The organism is Coleofasciculus sp. B1-GNL1-01, assembly GCF_040220235.1.
Taxonomy (GTDB): domain Bacteria; phylum Cyanobacteriota; class Cyanobacteriia; order Cyanobacteriales; family Coleofasciculaceae; genus Coleofasciculus.
Map to the genome: position 1 here is coordinate 36,077 of NZ_JAVJTO010000017.1, position 17,013 is coordinate 53,089.

General features: G+C 45.5%; 12 protein-coding genes and 1 pseudogene. 5 read left to right on the forward strand and 8 right to left on the reverse strand.

Annotation, left to right across the window (positions count from 1 at the left end):
• Window positions 1-91 precede the first annotated feature (91 nt).
• Entirely contained in the window at window positions 92-877 is a 786-nt protein-coding gene (locus RID53_RS03720; protein WP_446386832.1) for a polyprenol monophosphomannose synthase, read from the forward strand.
• Window positions 878-1,166: 289 nt separating this feature from the next.
• On the opposite strand, the gene RID53_RS03725 is transcribed toward RID53_RS03720, so the two are convergent.
• From RID53_RS03725 to RID53_RS03735, 3 genes are all read right to left on the reverse strand, one after another.
• On the reverse strand, window positions 1,167-2,297 hold the full coding sequence (locus tag RID53_RS03725) for a DegT/DnrJ/EryC1/StrS family aminotransferase (RefSeq protein ID WP_446386833.1): 1,131 nt from the start codon (window positions 2,295-2,297) through the stop codon (window positions 1,167-1,169).
• A 6-nt stretch (window positions 2,298-2,303) separates the two neighbouring features.
• Window positions 2,304-2,759 (reverse strand): hypothetical protein, encoded by a 456-nt coding sequence (locus RID53_RS03730; RefSeq protein ID WP_446377158.1) that lies wholly within the window; start codon window positions 2,757-2,759, stop codon window positions 2,304-2,306.
• 81 nt (window positions 2,760-2,840) lie between these two features.
• Window positions 2,841-4,649: an LA_3751/LA_3752 family putative glycosyltransferase gene (locus RID53_RS03735; RefSeq protein WP_446386834.1), complete on the reverse strand. Its 1,809-nt coding sequence runs from the start codon at window positions 4,647-4,649 to the stop codon at window positions 2,841-2,843.
• Window positions 4,650-4,897: 248 nt separating this feature from the next.
• On the opposite strand from RID53_RS03735, the gene RID53_RS03740 reads away from it, so the two are divergent.
• From RID53_RS03740 to RID53_RS03750, 3 genes are all read left to right on the forward strand, one after another.
• On the forward strand, window positions 4,898-5,842 hold the full coding sequence (locus RID53_RS03740) for a hypothetical protein (protein ID WP_446386835.1): 945 nt from the start codon (window positions 4,898-4,900) through the stop codon (window positions 5,840-5,842).
• Between the two features lie 138 nt (window positions 5,843-5,980).
• Window positions 5,981-7,852 (forward strand): DCC1-like thiol-disulfide oxidoreductase family protein, encoded by a 1,872-nt coding sequence (locus RID53_RS03745; protein ID WP_446386836.1) that lies wholly within the window; start codon window positions 5,981-5,983, stop codon window positions 7,850-7,852.
• Window positions 7,853-8,058: 206 nt separating this feature from the next.
• Window positions 8,059-8,592, forward strand: coding sequence for a Uma2 family endonuclease (locus tag RID53_RS03750; protein WP_446386837.1), 534 nt, complete (start codon window positions 8,059-8,061; stop codon window positions 8,590-8,592).
• Window positions 8,593-9,147: 555 nt separating this feature from the next.
• Here RID53_RS03750 and cas7c read toward each other — a convergent pair.
• The 3 genes and pseudogenes from cas7c to cas5c form a co-directional block, all read right to left on the reverse strand.
• A pseudogene (gene cas7c / locus RID53_RS03755) lies at window positions 9,148-9,876 on the reverse strand (type I-C CRISPR-associated protein Cas7/Csd2); the annotation flags it as partial.
• Entirely contained in the window at window positions 9,867-11,555 is a 1,689-nt protein-coding gene (gene cas8c / locus RID53_RS03760; protein ID WP_446386838.1) for a type I-C CRISPR-associated protein Cas8c/Csd1, read from the reverse strand. The gene cas8c and the pseudogene cas7c, both read right to left, overlap by 10 nt.
• Window positions 11,556-11,781: 226 nt before the next feature.
• Window positions 11,782-12,411 carry a type I-C CRISPR-associated protein Cas5c gene (cas5c, locus tag RID53_RS03765; protein ID WP_446386839.1) on the reverse strand — a complete coding sequence of 210 codons (630 nt, stop codon included), beginning with the start codon at window positions 12,409-12,411 and terminating at the stop codon, window positions 11,782-11,784.
• A gap of 124 nt (window positions 12,412-12,535) precedes the next feature.
• Here cas5c and cas3 point away from each other — a divergent pair, with 124 nt between their 5' ends.
• A complete protein-coding gene (gene cas3, locus RID53_RS03770) occupies window positions 12,536-14,647 on the forward strand; it encodes a CRISPR-associated helicase Cas3' (RefSeq protein ID WP_446386840.1) in 2,112 nt (703 codons plus the stop codon).
• 527 nt (window positions 14,648-15,174) lie between these two features.
• Here the strand turns inward: cas3 and hrcA are convergent.
• Together hrcA and RID53_RS03780 are read right to left on the reverse strand one after the other, a co-directional pair.
• Window positions 15,175-16,263, reverse strand: a complete 1,089-nt coding sequence (hrcA, locus tag RID53_RS03775; RefSeq protein WP_446386841.1) for a heat-inducible transcriptional repressor HrcA — start codon at window positions 16,261-16,263, stop codon at window positions 15,175-15,177.
• A gap of 225 nt (window positions 16,264-16,488) precedes the next feature.
• Entirely contained in the window at window positions 16,489-16,848 is a 360-nt protein-coding gene (locus RID53_RS03780) for a rhodanese-like domain-containing protein (RefSeq protein WP_446386842.1), read from the reverse strand.
• Between the last annotated feature and the right edge of the window lie 165 nt (window positions 16,849-17,013).

Genomic DNA, 17,013 nt, shown 5'->3' on the forward strand with positions numbered 1-17,013 from the left:
CTCTCAGAGTATGTTTATGAACAGAAGAAAGGGGAAAAAGTTGTTCTTGGCTGCTCCTTTCCTCTGGTAACGGCTAATCTGGAGAGGATAAATGTCCGACGTTCAAGATGCATCACCCAATCAACTGGTTTGTACAGTTTTGCCGACTTACAACGAGCAGGACAATATCAGTGCGCTGATTGAGCGCCTGCTGGCGAGTAACGCGACACCTTACCTGGTGCTTGTGGTTGATGACAACTCCCCTGATGGCACATGGGAGATTGTAGAACAGTTTGCCGATCGCTATCCTATTTCCTCTACTTCACCAGAGGATGGCAACACGGTAGGGGTTGCCTTAGTCCGACGGATTGGTGAAAAAGGGTTAACCTCGGCTATCCAGCGTGGCATTGATGAGGCGATTCACACCTATAATGCTGGAATCGTCACTTGGATGGATTGTGACCTCTCTATGCCCCCTGAAGACGTACCCAGGCTGGTACAAGCTATCCAGAAAAACGAAGCCGATGTTGCCTTTGGTTCCCGGTGGGTTCCGGGGGGAACGGATAGAGCTCATGGTTTAATGGCTCGCACCCTGAGTTGGATTATTAATTCCTTCGCCAGAGTGATGCTATACAGCCGGATACATGATTACACTAGCGGCTTCATCGCCGCCCGTGCCGAAGTATTGGAGCGTATCAAGCTGCGTGGGGGTTATGGTGAATACTGCATCGATTTGTTATACCGTGCCAAACGACTGAACTACCGACTCGTCGAAATCCCTTACATCTGCGTACCTCGTACCGCAGGGGAGAGCAAAACGGGTTTAAACTTGTGGGATTACTTGGTCAAAGGACGCAAATATGTGTCAACTATATGGCAGCTTTCCCGGAAAAAATGATTAACTTAAGGCTTGCTGTCGGGAGTGTTGTGGTAGGGGGAGGGAATAGGGAATAGGGAACAGGCAATAGGCAATAGTTGAGGGAAGCTATGTAGGGTGGGCACTGCCCACCAACCTTAATTCAGTAACATTCAACTTAGGTGGAATGGCACTGACTTTAGAGTTGGTAGTCAGCGCTGTCTTCGCTTCTGGCACTAAAGTGCCTACTACGAAACCAGCTTAAGTCAGTGGCATTTGGATTAGGTTACAGTGTCTAATCCCCTAGAAACGTTAGGAGTCTGGTTCTGTATTATTGCCCCGCTTCCAGTAAAATATCTTTAACGGTGGCGGCGACTCGTTCTATCTGTTCAGGGGTTAACGCCATACCACTGGGAATATAGAAGCCTCGGCGGGCTAAACGTTCAGCGACAGGGTAGGACTCCCCTTTGAACAGTCCCATCTTATGAAATACAGGCTGTTCGTGCATGGGCCAAAAGAAGGGGCGACTGCCAATTTTCTCCTCTCTTAATCGTTTCATTGCCTCTGTCGCCTCAAAAGGCACGTCATCGGTTAAGACGACACCATACACCCAGTAAATGTTTTCCGCATAATCGGTGCGGGTAAGGGGTAACTCTAAACCTGCTACATTCCCAAGAAGTTCTGTGTAACGTTGTCCCATCTGGCGTTTACGACTTACAAATTCATCCAACCGCTCTAATTGAGCTAGTCCGACGGCGGCTTGTAAGTTCGTCATGCGGAGGTTCCAGCCTAAGTCTTCATGGACAAAACGCTGCTGGGGTTGAAAACACAGATTTCGCAGAGAACGACAGCGTTGCGCTAGGTTGTCGTCATCGGTGACAATCATTCCCCCTTCACCGGTGGTAATGTGTTTGTTGGGATAAAAGCTAAACGTACTAATATCACCTAAGCTGCCACAAGGTTTCCCCTTATAGGTTTGACCATGCATTTCAGCCGCATCTTCAATCACCAATAAGTTATATTTTTGGGCTAACGCTTGGATGGCGTCCATCTCTACAGGTAAGCCGTAGATGTGGACAACCATAATGGCTTTGGTTTTGGGGGTAATCTTTGCTTCTACCTGCTCAACATCCATATTCCAGGTGTCAGGATTGCTGTCCACAACCACTGGAATCGCTCCCGCCCTCACAATCGCAGTGGCACAGGAGATAATTGTGAATGTAGGCAGAATGACTTCATCCCCTGCACTAATTCCCAGAGCAACGATAGCCGCGTCTAGAGCCATGGAACCATTACTCACAGCTATGCCATGTTTTCGTTCTACACGAGTGGCAAATTCGGCTTCAAATTGCTTGACAAATGGTCCTTCAGACGAAATCCATCCGGTGTCTATACATTCATTGAGATATTGCTTTTCTTTGCCGTCTAACAGAGGTTCATTGACCGGAATTGGTTCTCCCATAGTTGGTTAATCCGTTATCTTGACCTGTTTGCTCTCAACGCCGGGGAAACGAGTCTTGTCCTCATTCCCCACATAAGGACCTTGCTTGACTTCAATCATCTCTATTTCTTCTAAGACTTCAAAGCCATGTCCTCCTTTAATCAGGAGAATGACATCCCCAGCTTCTAGGATATGACTCTCTAAATACTGTTGCTGGTCGTCATAAAAATCGACTCGCAGTTTCCCTTGTTTAATAAACAGAACTTCCTGAGTGTAAAAGACTTCTCGACGGACTTGATTGTGGATGTGAGGAGTAATCGTTTTTCCCGTCGGATGCCTCATGTAGGCTAGTTGTTGCGAAAAGCTGTCGGGGGTAAAAAAGTGAATACCCGGTTGGTTAAATTCAGTGCTAATAATAATGGCAAATACTTCTTGGTTATGAACAATTTCTTGTAGTTGTTTTTTGCGAGGTTTTATTAACATTGGGGTTCTCAAAGTAGCGTTTAATCAAGACGACATTGGCGCTATAACTAAGACTTAAAGTATAGCTCAACGATTACTCGTCTACAAGGGTTGCTTAATCGAGGCTTCGTAGATGGGATATTTGCCAAACTGACCTAAATTAGACAATTCAATCTGAAAGCGCTGCTCACCTTTAGTGAATTGGAGATTATCCTGACTATCTTCCGGTGGCTGGCATTTTCGATAAGGATAGCATACATAAATAAATTGATCCTGATTCTGCTCCACTAATACTTTACTCAATTTAACTAAATCATTGCTAGTTTCAGCTTGAAAAAAGAACTTTTCGCCTCTCAGAGGGGGTTCTAGCAATTGAGCCGCATATTGATGAGACACTGCAATCACCCGTTCTGGACTTTCTGCCAAGAGTTGGGTGGCGGGAGGAATGCCTTGATGCGCCTTCTGCAACGCCACTGTGCCTAAGTAGGTGTTTTTGTGGATACCAATGGCTAAAAGGACAACGATGGTAAAAATGCTGATGTATTGGAAAAGGGGACGTGATCTGTCCTTGATGAAATTTAACTCCTCTATCGTTACCCAGGTGACTAGGGGGATAAGAGACAATAAGTATCGCGGTCCCCACTGCTTACCCCCAACCGCAATCTCGTCCGCACCAGAATCTAACAATAAACAAGCACCAGCAGTGAACATCACACAGATTAGATAAATTACCCCTATCCTAGCATTGAATTTTACCTCGATTTTTCTGAACACATACAGCCACGCGATCGCGATGAGGATTGGCAGACTATATTGCTTAATCGCTGTCTTTAATTCAGCCGCACCTCCAGTCAGAAATAGATACCCAGCAGCGGCAATTAATAGACCGATTATACCCAGAGTAACGATTTTTAGGTTCAGTTTAGCTTCTAGTCTCTTAAAGACACACAAGAGCAAGTAAAGTAGCGGAAAAAAGGCGATCGGGAAATACTCAAACCCGACGACACTGAGTTCCTGGAAATTGCCCCAAGCCTCAGCAAGGCGGCGAGTCCAAGAGAACTCCTCGACAATTTCTACCGCATGCATTCCCAGAAAAAGACCGTAAACCAGTTTGTTGGCGACAAAAAATAGACTAACTGCCACAAACATACTCGCGATAAACGTTTCTTTGTTTTTGGCTAAATAATGGATAGATTTGAAATTAAACTTGTTAAATAAATTCAAAAAATTACTCTTCGCTAAGGCAGCAATAATCACCAAAGCGGATAACGTCGCCACCATAGACAAAAACTCGGGTCTAAACCAAGCCGATAAACCGATTAAACCGCCACTGACTACAGCACTGGGTTTCGATAAACCCGATGGATATCCGAGCATTAGCAGCATTGCCATACCTGCAAAGCAAAGCGCAACGGCAAGGCTATGCTCCCAATACATGGCACTATACAGGGTTAAGTGCGAGGCAAAGATCAGACTAATTAACGCAATTGAGGTATGAAATGCGCTAACCTTTAAACGTTTACAGGTAAGATAGAAAGTACCCCAGATTGCCCATGTAGAAACTAACGGAACCAGATAAAGACCTCTGAAGCCAAAAAGTCCATAAAATGGTGCGGTGACTAGGGGAAACGTAAAGGGAAAGGTAATGTAATAGCGCCCCGTTACATTGTAGACAAACGGTGGTGCATAAGGATATAATCCATCCTGCCAAAGATTTCGCACCCAGGCTTCTGAGGGTTGCCACAGATCGAAGCGCCATTCACCCGTACTTAACTGCTGGGCGAGTAAGGATTTGAGCGCAGCATCGCCGCTAAAATATGTACCTTCGGGAATTTGAAATTGTAAATAGAGTGAAAATAAAACTCCAATGACAATAATCCCTAGAGGAATCGGCTCAAGCTTGATTTTCATGAGTGTGTATGGTGGCAATGGCTGCCCTTTATTTTACATTTATTTAAAAATCTGTGGCAACCACCGAAAATTTCGTTTATTCTAGGAAAACCATTGTTTTTGACCAATACAGCTTGACAACCCTGGTCGTCTTTAGAGGATTATATTCATATTTATTTACAAAACGTAAAATACTCCGTCACGTTGATGGCGTATCCTTCACCTAACCTTTACAATTGACGGTTGTATAATTATATAGTCTTAATTTTATGTGGAAACCTTTTAAGCTCGGATCTTGGTTAATTACGGCGGGTGTTGCCTGGTCACTAGGTTACATTTATAACGTCCACCATGGCGGTGAATTAAGCTTCCTGCGAAAAATGTATGAACACAAGATGGCAGTTGCTGAACAAGTACAAGCACCAACGAGAGTGCTGATTGTGGGGGGGTCAGGAGCGAATTATGCCACGAGTGCGGCGGCGATAGAAGCGGAACTGGGTATTCCGGTGTTCAACCTAGGATTGGATGGACCGGTGGGGCTGAATGTAATCCTGCCTAGTACGTTAGATCAAGTGCGCCCTGGAGATATTGTGCTGCTGATTCCTGAAGATTTAATTCTTTTAGATGATGATGGATTGTTAGACCGTTCGGTGCCATTTGGCATTGCCATTGGACGACCAGGTTTGGGTGATGTTCCGCCTCAGCAGCTTGCTGAAAACTTATTGTTAGTGGGAACCCCAACTCTACGAGGACTGACAAAATCGACAATAGATTTGATTGAAAAAGGCGAAATGACGGGATATTACTCCGATCCCTTTACTGACCGAGGAGACCCCACAGTGACCAAAGTTCGCAAGGGTGAGTGGTGGAAATGGCGAATTAAGCAACCAATTTCTGATCATGCCATAGACCGAATCACTGAATTTCGGGAGCAGGTGGAAGCCAAAGGCGCTACTTTAGTTATATCTTTACCTTGGGTCTATGCGAGTACGGAGCAAGAGACGATCGCGAATATGCGAAAGATTGCGGCGGAACTGGAAAAAATTGCCCCTTTAATCGCCTATGATCAAGAAACCTTTAACCTAAAAAGCGATTCGAGTTTGTTTGCGGATACCCACCACCACCTTTTACCGGACAGTCGGAAAATTAGAGCGAGAGAATTGGCTGAAGGATTAGAACCCTTTGTTAAGAAAGACCGCACCCAGGCGAAGTAAGTGAAGTCAGACCAGGGGAAGTTTTCGGAATTCATCTGGCTAAGTTTAATTGAAATGTGAATGTAGGATTTGATGTCTGTTTAAACTGTTTCAATTGCTGAACGGGTTTTCTCGATACAAAAGAAGGTTTATTTTAGTATGGTTGGTGATAAAGAAAAAGCTAAACGTCCTTTAGCCGCTAAGATAGAGGAAGTATTTGGGCTTGACCTGCGATCGCTAGCAGTTTTTCGCATCGGTCTGGCGTTGATGGTGATTTGGGATTTAATCATCCGGGTTAAAGGGTTAAATGCTCATTATACGGATTCTGGGATTCTCCCGCGTAGCGCACTAATTGATGAATTCCTCAATCCCTGGTATCTGTCTATCCATGTAATTAGCGGTGAGCCTTTTGTCCAAGGGCTACTTTTTTTATTGGCGTTTTTTATCGCTTTGGCGATGTTAGTAGGATATCGCACCCGACTAGCAACAATTGCGACGTGGGCGTTAGTTATTTCCCTGCAACACCGCAATCCGGCGTTAATTTTTGCCGCCGATGATGTGCTGCGAGCGATCCTATTTTGGGCTATGTTTTTACCCTTGGGTGCGTCTTATTCGGTGGATAGTGCGCTGAATACATCGACCCAACCGTTACCGAAGCGGGTTGTCTCTGGTGCGACGTTTGCCTTGATGGTACAACTCTGCTTTATTTATATGTGGTCGGCGGCGTATAAAACCCAGAGTGAGATTTGGTGGCCCCAAGGCGATGCGGTTTATTATTCCTTAAGTTTCGATCAGTATGTATCGGGATTTGGTCTATTTTTACTGAGCTTTCCGCCACTCTTGTTAAAAGCGATTACATTCAGCGCCCTCTGGTTTGAATGGATCGGACCATTGATGATATTTATTCCCTTCCGGAATAGCTTTTTCCGCTGTGTGGCGATTGTTTCATTTATTCTGTTACATATTGGGTTTGAGTTAAGTTTTGAACTGGGGGTTTTATCGTTTCTGAGTATGGCGACGTGGTTGGCGCTGCTTCCGAGTCCGGTTTGGGATGGACTGGCTAAGCGGTTGAATACCGATAAACGTCGGGGGTTAAGGATTTATTATGATGCCGATTGTGGCTTTTGTAAGAAGGTTGTCCATCTGATTCGCACGGTCTTAATTTTGCCGAGAACTCCGTTACGAATGGCTCAAGATGATGCGTCGATTTGTGCGGATATGGAAGCCCAAAATTCATGGGTGGTTGTGGATTGGCAAGAAAATCGGCATTTTAAGTTTGAAGCTATCGCCTATGTGGTGAGTCTGTCGCCGTTATTTGGGTTTTTGGCTAGGGTGTTGAGATGGCGTCCAGTTATGGCGGTGGGGACGAGGTTTTATGAGACAATAGCGTCTAATCGACGCACGGCTGGGATGTTAACTAAACCGCTCAAGTTTCGCCCGATTGAGGTACGTCCTTCACGGCTGCTGAATGCGATCGCGTTATTTTTACTGATGTTTACATTTATTTGGAATCTTCGCAGTTTTGCTGCTCAAACCTTTACCAGACGACCGGTTGAGAAAGATGACTGGATTAGTGCGACGCATAAGTTTTTGAATCGCCGGACATTTCAGCGCATTGATCCGGTGAGTCGTTTGACGCGATTGGATCAGTCGTGGAGTATTTTTGCGCCGTCACCGCCTCTAGATGATGGTTGGCATGTGATTGAAGGTAAACTGAAGGATGGCAGTGAAATTGATATTCTCCAGGGTGGGGGTGCGGTGAATTGGGATAAGCCGACTCCTCAGCAGTTAAAGGCGATATATGGGAATCAGCAATGGCGGGTTTATTTCATTAATTTAAATCGGGCGATCGGGAAAAAGCTTTATCCTTATTATGGAAAGTATCTCTGTCGGACGTGGAATGCTACCCATGACGGTGGTAAGCAATTGGAGAGTTTTGAGATGTATTTTATGGATGAGAGAACTGTACCGCCAGGTGAACCTCAAGATGTAGAGAAGGTTAAGAGGTTGGAGCAATCTTGTTCGGATTAGTTACCCTCTTTTTGCCACGGCGATTAAAATCGCTACTACACTAATGTATGCGAAGCCTTCCCGAAGGGTAGTCCGCCTACGCGGACTGAATTATAACAGGGGTGGCTAACTAGGCAGATCATTCTCAAAGAGTAACCCAATTTATCGGCTGCGTTTCCCATTCCCTGTTCCCTCCCTTCACCACAATACTGATTCAGTCAACCCTAATGAGTTCAATTCTAACTACCCCACTCACTGAATTTCTGTCTCAACCTAATATTGAGTCGTCTCCAGCATGGGAATTGATCAATGGGTGTGCGATACAAAAGCCGATGCCAACCCTTTTTCACTCGCGGCTACAACGCAATTTGGTTAATTATATTAACCGTCATACGGATAGGTTTGAAGCGGTACAAGAACTACGTTGTCTAGTTCCGCCCTATTCTCCAGTCCCAGATATTTCTATTATTAGGATTGATCGTCTGTCGGAAGAGGATGGACCTTTTGATGGCGCACCCGATTGGTTGATTGAAATTCGCTCACCTGACCAAAGTACGTTAGATTTACAGAAAAAGATTCTCCATTGTCTCAGCAATGGTACACAATTAGCTTGGTTAATTGACCCCGGAAGTGAACAGGTTTGGGTATGGCAGGGAGATAACTTACCAACCATCTGTTCAGGTTCAGAGGCTTTGCCTATTTTGGGTAATTTGCCTCAATTGACTGTTGATGCTGTCATGGGAATGACTCGCCGCTTATAATTGGCAAGCTGTCAGGGTGTCGGTTGGGTTGACGTAAGGAAACTCAACCAAATCTAGCGTAAACCTGCTGGGCGCAAGCCTTGCGCCCCTACGGACGTGACACAGCTACAATGGTAATAAGTAGTCGGACAAAAGAAAACAGCACGCCCATGCTTGTTTTGTAAACAAGCCTCAAATCCTTACAAAGGACGAATGACGTAGCTTGCTTCTCGAGGGCAGCGAGTTCTCCACTGTTCACGTTAATTGTGTCCACTTATACTTATGTGTTTTCTGGGCGTGTGTCGGTGCTATCTGATAATATAATTCACTCTCTGAGAATAAAGGGTGTTTGAGCCGGATTTTGCGACAAGGGGTAGGTGTTTTTTTGAGTGAACCTAAATTTTTGGCTGTAATGCCGTGGGGGTAAGGCTTTGGAGGTTTTTATCTATTCAGGAGGTTGTCGCACCTTACGCCGTAAGGGTTTCAGCGATTTTAGGACTTTGGGTTGGCTAGTCGAAGGGTTAAAATTAAGGGGTTGTCGCATTGGGGGATGCAACTTCTTTCTGGGAGAGGCTTTCAGGATGCGGCAGTGACAATTCCCCTTCGGGGGGATTGAGGATTGAAACGATTGTCTGCCAAGCAATGGCAGCTTGCTGGGGGCGTGACAATTCCCCTTCGGGGGATTGAGGATTGAAACGGATAATTTCCCAACGCCGACTCATGACTAAACACCCATACCCCACGAGTTGCCATCATTCCCCTGGCGGAGGAACGATCAAATTCAAAACACTTGACTAACGCTTGCCAAAATAACGCTAAATCCGCCTCCGTTACTCCAGTTTGTTTGGCAAATTGGGGACAATAAAACCCATGCGCTTTATACAACCCGTAGGGAATAATATTTTTCCGCCCCATGGTTTTATTCTCTTTCCCCTGTTCATTGGTATCCGTTGCGGCACACCGCGTAATCGATAAATTCATCGGTAGCACCGGATCAAGGGATTCCCCAAAGGTTAATTGTACCGCACCGCGCACTTGTCCGGCATTTTTCCCCGTGGATAAAACCGCGCCAAACATACGAATGTCATAGAAATTCTCACACATCCAATCCCGTGCTGCAGCAACATCTTTGGGATTGGTTAGCCTTTTTTTCTTAGAGTCCACGGTTAACCCTTTAGCCGAAACCGCCTCATCAATTGCCTGATTTAAAATAGCGCCTTCGCTGACAAAAATCCGCTGATCTGATGCCAGGGTGACAAAGTTGCGAATCTTGCGCTTCAGACAAGCATCGGTGACTAATCCATGTCCGGTTTGTAAGTCAGTTCTGGGTGTATTGTCGGCATCTGGATCACCATTGGGGTTTCCGCTTTAGTTTTCTTGGTATTCAACTCACTCCAAAAGCCTAAATCAAAATAAGCTTGAGCGCCAATACTAAACGTAGTAGGAATAGCTGTGGTTTGAGCCAATTCTGCGATCGCGCCATTAATCTGGGCAAGCTGGGAGACAAACCACTGGGCTAATCCACCCTCTAATACGGCTAAATGATTTTTTGCCCCCGATGCGAGGCGATGACTCATGGGAATGGGAGAAAATCCGGCTGTGGCATAACATTTAACTGCATTGGTATTAGCTAACTCGCTAGTTTGAGCCGCCCGTTGTAACTTGGCGTAGGTGGCTAAAAGTCGCCCATACTGAAACGCGATCGCTTCTTCTTCTGTCATTACCTTTTTCCCTTGTTCTTTCCTCACTTGTTTCACGCCTTCACTATACATATTTAATAGCACCGCACGGGGATAACTCACGGTTTGCTCAATTCGATTTCGCCCACAGACTCGTTGGATTAAATCCATAGGTAAGGCTTCACCATAAACAGCATTTCGCATCAATGCAGTTACAGTACGACTTTGGATTTCTTTCGCCTCCCGATACCCCGCCGCCGCCAACCGCCAGACGCCCAAATATCCGCAATTATCACGATTCCAGCCAATCACTTCTTGACGCTTTAACCATTGTTCATAGTGGTGAACAAACTCCGGTTCTTTGCCATGAATCCAATCGCGAACCACTAATCGACTGGTATAGCCGGATAACGCCAAAATATTAAACTCCCAATCGGGATTAATCTGCTGTGGTTTGTGGAAGAGATTCAGATAATCTCGCACCGTTTCTACACTCGGCGTTTCAAATAAATGCCGCGTCATTCCCCCAGAATCTGCCCAAAAAACAAAGGTTGTACTACCGATATTAATATGATGATTGTCGTCCCGTAATAGATAACTCAGGGCTTGGGAAAATTGTTCATCAGCTTCAGCACTAATGGGTGAAACTAATGCTCCCGATAAGCCATAAGACCAACAGGATTTATCATAGGCACTAATTAACGAAGCCCCCGCCGAATTTGTCCCCGGTACACCTTTAATCTGCAAGGAAAACTTGGTAGTTACGGGTAATTCCTCCCCCGTCACTAAACACTGCATCACCGGGCGATCGCTGGCGGTTAGTTCATCTACATGTCGCGCCCAAAATTTTTGCACGGTGGGTAAATCATGGATATAGCCAGGAACTTGATCAATGGTAAAGGTGACGGTTTGCTTAGGTTCAAGTTCTTCGAGTTGAGGATGAGAATTGAGGAAGGTTAAGATAGCCTGAACCGCTGGTTCTTTTGTGGCTTGATAACAGCGTTGTAAGAGGGCGCGATAGGCTTTGGCTTTTTCTCCATCACCGAAAATATAGTCAACGGTATCGGTAATTAATTTGGGCTGAATCGCATTGCGGCGAATATGGGGACAAGACAGTTTTTGACCCGGTTTTGGCTTTTTGGCTTTACCGTTGCGGTCATATTGCGGGGTATTGAGTTCGATAATCCGATTAAAACTGCCATCGGGATTGAGAATAATTTGCCAGCAAATTGTCGATTCGGCGTAGGCTTTAGCGGGAAGATTAAGGGTGTGGGAGAGTTTGACTAATTCAGTGAGTATGGTCATGGTTTTATTATAAGTAATAGTTTGTCAATGTCACTGTTCGATCCCCCTAAATCCCCCTTCAAAAGGGGGACTTTCTGAGCGAGTCTGCGTCGGCGGACTTGGTTTGTGTAGCTGCAACTTTCTTTTCAACAGAGAGTAAATATTTTATCTCCCTAAATCCCCCTTCAAAAGGGTGACTTTATAATCCAGTCCGCGCAGGCGGACTTGGTTTGTGTAGCTGCGACTTCTAGTCGCCAGAGTAAATTACCCGACAATCCATCACACCTTTTTGAATCGAGGCGCGAAAAAATATCGGTTTTGCTCCTTCTGATGTAAACTCAATATGATGCAGCATTAATCCTAAATCGGTAGTTAAATCAATGGGCGTTTCATTCTCCGTTGGCTGACTAAAATACGCCACGAATTCTCGACAGCCTAAATAGGGTTGCTGAAAACATTGCCCCTTGGCTAATCGGCGTTTAAATATTTCCAGATATTTAGTTAAGGGATCTGTTGCATGAGACTGACGCTGCATCTGAATCGTGACTAAATAGGCGACATCGTTTAAAATAAGGGCATGTCGCTGAGTGCGATCGCTCTCAATTTCTAGGATTCCTCCACTTTGGGCGGTACGATGAGATTGACGCGATTTTAGGGTATTCCGTAGAATCGAAGCTTTCTGAATCGATTTAAGGAGACTAATCTGAATTACCTGATACTGAATTTCGGGTTTCCAGAAAATAGACTCAGCGATTCCTTTGGCGGCGGAGGGGGTAATTACATCATAAGTGACTTGTTCAGTTTTAAATTCGGGGCGGGTAAATAAAGCGCGATCGCCCCAAATTTTGAAGGTGATTTCGTTGGCTTGGCTACTCATCTCCGGTTCGGTTGAGGATTCGGTATGATTCCCTTTATAGCATTTATAAATGAAAACCCCCTCTCCCCCAGCCCCTCTCCCACCAGGGGAGAGGGGAGTAAGAATGAATTAGAAATACCCAACTATGACTTCAGATTATCCACCAACTCATTCTATAATTCCTGATCAATCGCCTCAGTCTAACATCCGGATTTCTCGCCCTCCTCGTCAAGATGGAACGGTTCAAACAGTTAAGCAACACTTAGAAGAAACAGGCGCGATCGCGGCTTTTGTTCACCCCCTAGCTGAAATCGCTGGAAAATGGCATGATTTAGGTAAATTTGACCCCACTTGGCAGCAGTATTTACAAGCAAGTATGGCGGGGAATAAATGTAAATCTCCTGGACATGCTATTCATGGCGCGGCGTTAGCCTGGAAAAAAGGACTTCATGGCGTAGCCTTTGCCATTTTAGGACATCATTCTGGATTACCTAATCTCGGTGGCGCAGATGGTATCCAGCAGAAGCTAAAAGGTGATCAGCATTGGCAATCCATCCAGGCGATCGCACAAAAAGAATTAGGCGATAATTTCTTTACTTGTCCTTCCCATTATCCAAAACATCCCCTCACCGAAGACTTATTAATTCGGATTATTTTCTCGGCGTTAGTTGATGCGGATCGAGAAAGTGCTGCCCGATTTCTGGGTGACTGGGATACCGTTACACCTCCAACTATAGAGCAATTAATCCCCCAATTTGAAACCCACTATCACCATCTGATCCAAAAGGCAGCAGATACCCCTATCAACGCCATCCGCCGGGACATTTATCGCCATTGTCAAGCCGCCGCCACCCTAAAACCGGGATTCTTTCGCCTCACCACTCCCACAGGTGGAGGTAAAACCCTAAGTGTCATGGCATTTGCCCTCCATCATGCCCAAAACTACCAGCAAAAACGAATTATTTACTGTCCACCGTTTACCAGTATTATTGAACAAGCCGCCCAAGTTTACCGAGAGAGTTTCTCGGAAGATGCCGTATTAGAACATCATAGCGGTGTGGTATTTGATACCCATACCGATGAATTACACCATTACCAATTCGCCGCCCAACGTTGGGATTATCCGATTATTGTATCCACAACGGTTCAACTGTTTGAAAGTCTCTTTAGTCGCCACCCCAGCCAATGCCGGAAAGTGCATCGCATTACCAATAGTGTGATTATTTTAGATGAAGTTCAGGCATTACCGACAAAGTACCTCAAACCGATCATGTCCATGTTACGGGGATTGGTGGACAAGTGGAATTGTTCTGTGGTATTCTGTTCAGCAACTCAACCCTGGTATGGAATTCTCGATCTGCCGGAAATTCGCGATATTGTACCGCTAAATCAGCGTCAAAGCCACGCCAAAACACTCCAGCGAGTCGAGTATCACTATCAGCCACAAGCCTGGGATTGGCGCGATTTACTCCAGGATATCCGCCAACGTTCCCTGAAGAATGCCCTTGTCGTTGTTAGTGCTAAAACAGATGCCCGTCAGGGATTCAAGGTATTATCGGAACTGGGAAATACCTTTCACCTGAGTACGAATATGTACGCCGCCCACCGTCGCCGGGTACTCAACCAAGTGCGCGATCGCTTGAACCAGGATTTGCCTGTTTATCTCATCAGCACCCAATTAATCGAAGCTGGCGTGGATATAGACTTCACGGCTGGGTATCGTGCGATCGCGGGCTTAGATTCTATCATCCAAACCGCAGGACGAGTCAACCGGAATCATAAATTCAATCACGCCATTTTTACCATATTTGAACTCAAAAATCAAGGGTTTCCGCAGCAAGACAGGGACAAAATTCAAATCACCCGCAATTTACTCAAAGCGGGTCAATCTTTACACGATGAAGCCAGTTGTCAAGACTATTTCAAAAGCTTTTTAGCCAATCCTGCGGTTAATTTAGATCAGCAGGAGATTCAAAAGCGGCGAGAAGGTTTTATGTTTAAAGATATTGATACTCACTTCCAAATGATTGAGGATAATAAGGTTAATGTAATTATCCCCCTAGAAGACACCGCCAAACAACTGATTGAATTAGCGCAAAAGCAACAGAGATTGAGTCAAAAACAATGGCGACTCCTACTGCACTATGCTGTCGGCGTTACCCCAAAGCTAGCCGATGCTTACTCCCAAGAAATATTCCCCGGCTTACGAGTTTGGCAGGGCGACTATAATCCTAATTTTGGTATTGTTACCGAATAGGCGATCGTTTCAGTGACGGGTTGAGGAAGGGCGGGTTTTGTCGAAAGGTTATTGGTTTCTCGGTTAATTTTGTCCCTAAACCCGCCCCGACATTGAATTTATTGTGCCGATATCAGATTTCTAGATTAACCAGAAACTGGACAATAAAACCTAGCCGATTATTAGGCGCGATCGCCTCCCAAAGATATGGGGATAAATTGGGGATTCAGGTGTTCGGTTGGCTGAGATGGTGGGGAAGGGCGGGTTTTGTTGAAAGGTTATTGGTTTCTCGGTTAATTTTGCCCCCAAACCCGCCCCGATATTGGATTTATTGTGTCAAGATCAGATTGATAGATTAACCGGAAACTGGGCAATAAAACCTAGCCAATTATTAGACGCGATCGCATCCCAAAGACGTAGGGGCGGGTTTAGGGATTAAAGGAGTTAACCCACCTCAAAATAAACAACGAAACCCGCCCTGATCCCAACCTAAATTTGACGAATGATGAATGACAAATGACGAATGACAAATGACGAATAACAAATAACTACGCCACCTGACTCAACGCTTCCGTCAGATAATCAGCCGTGGCTTCCACAAGCGCGATCGCATTTTCATATAGCATACGAGTAGGTCCTAGAATTCCCACACTGCCCACAGGTAGATTATCCTGTTCGTATGTCGCACTAACTAACGTACAGGTTTGCATCGGTTCCAAAGGGTTCTCTGTGCCAATTCGTACTTTTGCCCGCCGCTTAGAATTCAAATTATCCGGAAGTTCAAAGATTAGGGGCCACAGTTGTTCCTGTTCTTCTTCCAACAAATGCAGCAACATTTGAACTTGTTGCAACTCAGCAAACTCCGGCTGACGCAATAACTCGGCAATCCCTCGAACTAAAATCGGCGTGGCTACCGATGTTTTCATCGGACGAGTTAATTCTGCCAATACCTTCTTCAAGAAATCAGCATACTGGGCAAATTCGCGGTCAAGTTCACTCCAATCCAAGTTAACCAGTTCACCCAGAGAACGTCCCCGAAGCTTACTACTTAAAAAATTAGATAATATCTGTAATTCTTGCTCAACAGCCGCTTCATCCGGTGGATCATCCTCTGATACCGAAGGCAATTCCATGACAATGGATTGGGTTTGATAGGCATCAGTCACCACAATCAACATCACCCGCCCTGGTGCGACAGACACCAATTGCAAATGGCGCAATCGTGTTGTTTGAGTTTGAGGTAAAGTAATCAGGGTAATATACCCACTCAAGGTGGAGAGAATTTGCCCCGCATCCCGTAGCAACGCCTCAAAGTTGAAATCGTCTCCCTTCAAATGATCTGATAGTAATGTCTCGGCTTGACGTCCCAACGTATTAGAGGGTTTTATCAGCCGATCCACATAAATCCGATATCCTGAATCCGAGGGAACCCGTCCTGCAGAGGTATGAGGTTGATAGAGTAAGCCAGATTTTTCTAGAACGCTCATACAAGAGCGAATTGTAGCAGGACTAACACTCAGATCATACTCATGGGCTAAAACTTTGGAACCCACAGGTTCCGCCGTCGCAATGTAATGACGGATGGTTGCCCAGAGAATATGTTGTTGCCGACTATTAAGACTGACGTGTACAGACATTTGAAAAAAAGCCGAACGTAATCAGATTTTCACCAGAATTCTTTAAAATCATGAGGGTTATGGCAAATTTACGGAGAAATGTTTCTCCTAGATATCCCTAAAAATAGGTTAAATCGCCAACGCCGCTAAACTGACCTTGTAAGTGACAGGCTTTCCTGGTTGGATGAGTATTGATCCAAAGATAACAGAAGAAACCAAGATTCTGTAGCTTGCCATGATCGACCGCTAGTAGCGAGGGATGGTAGGATCGACCGTTGCGGAGTATGCATCAATTCCACCGACGACATTTTTGACATTGGTAAACCCCTGATCCGCTAACCACTGACACATTTGAGCCGAACGGATACCGTGGTGACACATCACCAAGGTTTCAGCATCAGCTTCAAAGCGGCTGTGGATTTGGTCGGACCATTGGGCAAATTCGCTCAAGGGGAGAACATCAAACCCCTGAATATGCGCGATCGCGACTTCCTGGGGTTCTCGCACGTCGATAAGCTGGAGTCCTTCCGGGGATTGGCTGATCCGCTGCGCGAGTTCCTCAACACTGATTTGGGGAATGGGTTGATTAAAGGATTGAGCTGACATAACAGATGTAACGAAAATAATACATACCAGAATACCTATATCCTTAAGATTGGCAAAGGGTGTGGGGGAGCTGAGGGAGCTGAGGGAGTTGGGGAAGCTGAGGGAGCTGGGGAAGCTGAGGGAGCTGAGGGAGAGCGTGTAGGGGCGGGTTTTACCATTAACGGG